Below are 3036 nucleotides of genomic sequence, written 5' to 3'. Positions count from 1 at the left end.
CATACATTACTGTACTTCCACCTCTGCCCTATCTACCAGATCGTCTTTCTGGGGTCTTACTTAATCTCTTAAGAGGGATATCTCATCTTGAGGGGGGCTTCACGCTTAGATGCCTTCAGCGTTTATCCCTTCCCGACTTGGCTACTCGGCCATGCTCTTGGCAGAACAACCGATACACCAGAGGTCAGTCCAACCCGGTCCTCTCGTACTAAGGTCAGCTCCTCTCAAATATCCTACGCCCACGCCGGATAGGGACCGAACTGTCTCACGACGTTCTGAACCCAGCTCGCGTACCGCTTTAATGGGCGAACAGCCCAACCCTTGGGACCTACTACAGCCCCAGGATGCGATGAGCCGACATCGAGGTGCCAAACCACTCCGTCGATGTGAACTCTTGGGAGTGATAAGCCTGTTATCCCCAGGGTAGCTTTTATCCGTTGAGCGATGGCAATCCCACTTTATACCACCGGATCACTAAGTCCTAGTTTCCTACCTGCTCCACCCGTCGGTGTCGCAGTCAAGCTCCCTTCTGCCTTTGCACTCTTCGAATGGTTTCCGACCATTCTGAGGGAACCTTTGAGCGCCTCCGATACCCTTTCGGAGGCGACCGCCCCAGTCAAACTCCCCGCCTGACATTGTCCCCCAGCCGGATCACGGCTGCAGGTTAGAAATCCAATACTGTAAGGGTGGTATCCCAACAGCGACTCACACACAACTGGCGTCATGTCTTCTTCGTCTCCCACCTATCCTGTACAGACAGTATCGAATCCCAGTATCAAACTGGAGTGAAGCTCCATGGGGTCTTTCCGTCCTGGCGCAGGTAACCAGCATCTTCACTGGTACTTCAATTTCACCGGATGTATTGTCGAGACAGCGTTCAAATCATTACGCCTTTCGTGCGGGTCGGAACTTACCCGACAAGGAATTTCGCTACCTTAGGACCGTTATAGTTACGGCCGCCGTTTACTGGGGCTTAAATTCAATGCTTCGCTTGCGCTAACATCTCCTCTTAACCTTCCAGCACCGGGCAGGCGTCAGCCCATATACCTCACCTTTCGGTTTTGCATAGACCTGTGTTTTTGCTAAACAGTTGCTTGAACCTATTCTCTGCGGCCTGGCTCTCACCAGGCACCCCTTCTCCCGAAGTTACGGGGTCATTTTGCCGAGTTCCTTAACAATACTTCTTCCGTCGGCCTTAGGATTCTCTCCTCATCCACCTGTGTCGGTTTACGGTACGGGTACGATATATACTATAGCGGCTTTTCTTGACTCATGGCTCACACTCTTCCCTACTAACTTTCGGTATCTGTCACGTCTTTGGCTTATAGAGCGGATTTGCCTACTCTACACCTACTTCGCTTAGCACCGGATTCCATTCCGGCTTGTGCTCTCCACAAGTGTCCCCACAGTTCTGATATATCGCAGTACAGGAATCTCCACCTGTTGTCCATCGACTACGGCTCTCGCCCTTGCCTTAGGCCCCGACTTCCCCAGAGCAGATCAGCTTTACTCTGGAAACCTTAGATATTCGGCCTGAAGGATTCTCACCTTCATCTCGCTACTCATTCCGGCATTCTCTCTTCCTGACACTCCACAGCTCCTTTCGGTACTGCTTCATCGCGTCAGCAATGCTCCTCTACCACACCTTACGGTGTCCTCAGCTTCGGTGGTGTGTTTTAGCCCCGGACATTTTCGGCGCAGGACCTCTCGACTAGTGAGCTATTACGCACTCTTTGAATGCATGGCTGCTTCTGAGCCAACATCCTAGTTGTCTTAGAAATCCCACATCCTTTTCCACTTAACACACACTTTGGGACCTTAGCTGGAGGTCTGGGCTCTTTCCCTTTTGACTGTCCAACTTATCTCGTACAGTCTGACTCCCATACATCATCTCTACGGCATTCGGAGTTTGATAACCTTTGGTAAGCTTTGACGCCCCCTAGGGTATTCAGTGCTCTACCTCCGTTAGACTAATATGAGGCTAGCCCTAAAGCTATTTCGAGGAGAACCAGCTATCTCCGGGTTCGATTGGAATTTCTCCCCTATCCACACCTCATCGCCACCCTTTTCAACGGATGTGCGTTCGGTCCTCCATTGCCTTTTACGGCAACTTCAACCTGGACATGGATAGATCACCCGGTTTCGGGTCTACTCCCACTGACTTACTCGCCCTATTCAGACTTGGTTTCCCTTCGGCTCCACACCTTTAGTGCTTAACCTTGCCAGTAAGCGTAACTCGCCGGACCGTTCTACAAAAAGTACGCGGTTGCACTTTATTCGTGCTTCCACAGCTTGTAAACACAGGGTTTCAGGTTCTCTTTCACTCCCCTCCCGGGGTTCTTTTCACCTTTCCTTCACAGTACTATGCGCTATCGGTCACTAAGTAGTATTTAGCCTTGGGGGGTGGTCCCCCCGACTTCCCACAAGGTTTCTCGTGTCTCGTGGTACTTTGGATCCTGCTCGCTCTTTGTCGGATTTCACGTACGGGGCTTTCACCCTCTCTGGCCGGCTTTCCCAAACCCTTCTGTTATCCTTAAAGTCACTTCTTGCAGTCCGTAACCCCTGTATGCACGCACACAGGTTTAGGCTCCTTCCATTTCGCTCGCCGCTACTTTGGAAATCGATGTTTCTTTCTTTTCCTCCGGGTACTTAGATGTTTCAGTTCCCCGGGTTCCCTTCCATACCTTATGTATTGGGGTATGGATACATGAGGTTTCCTCATGTGGGTTTCCCCATTCAGATATCTACGGATCGCGGGATATGTGCTCCTCCCCGTAGCTTTTCGCAGCTTATCACGTCTTTCTTCGGCTCTTAGTGCCAAGGCATCCACCCTGCGCTCTTAATGTTTGACCATTCCTTTATTCCCTAGCGTAGGAATAAAGCGCTTGCCATATATCCTCGTATATATGGTCTTTTCTAACTTGCGTTAGTTTCTTTGATTCGTTATCTTTCGATAACTCCTCGGATGTCTTTTCCTATCTCTTAACGTTTTCGTTAATTTCGATATTTGTGTATATGCAGTTTTCAAGGTACAAC

General features: G+C 50.2%; 1 rRNA gene. It reads right to left on the bottom strand.

Annotated features, from left to right (window positions below):
• Window positions 1-2853, bottom strand: a 23S ribosomal RNA gene (locus VIR50_RS10595); the annotation flags it as partial.
• Window positions 2854-3036: the final 183 nt, after the last annotated feature.

The sequence above is a fragment of the Prevotella sp. genome, assembly GCF_036570325.1.
Classification (GTDB): domain Bacteria; phylum Bacteroidota; class Bacteroidia; order Bacteroidales; family Bacteroidaceae; genus Prevotella.
This window is presented reverse-complemented; position numbering and strand designations above follow the sequence as displayed.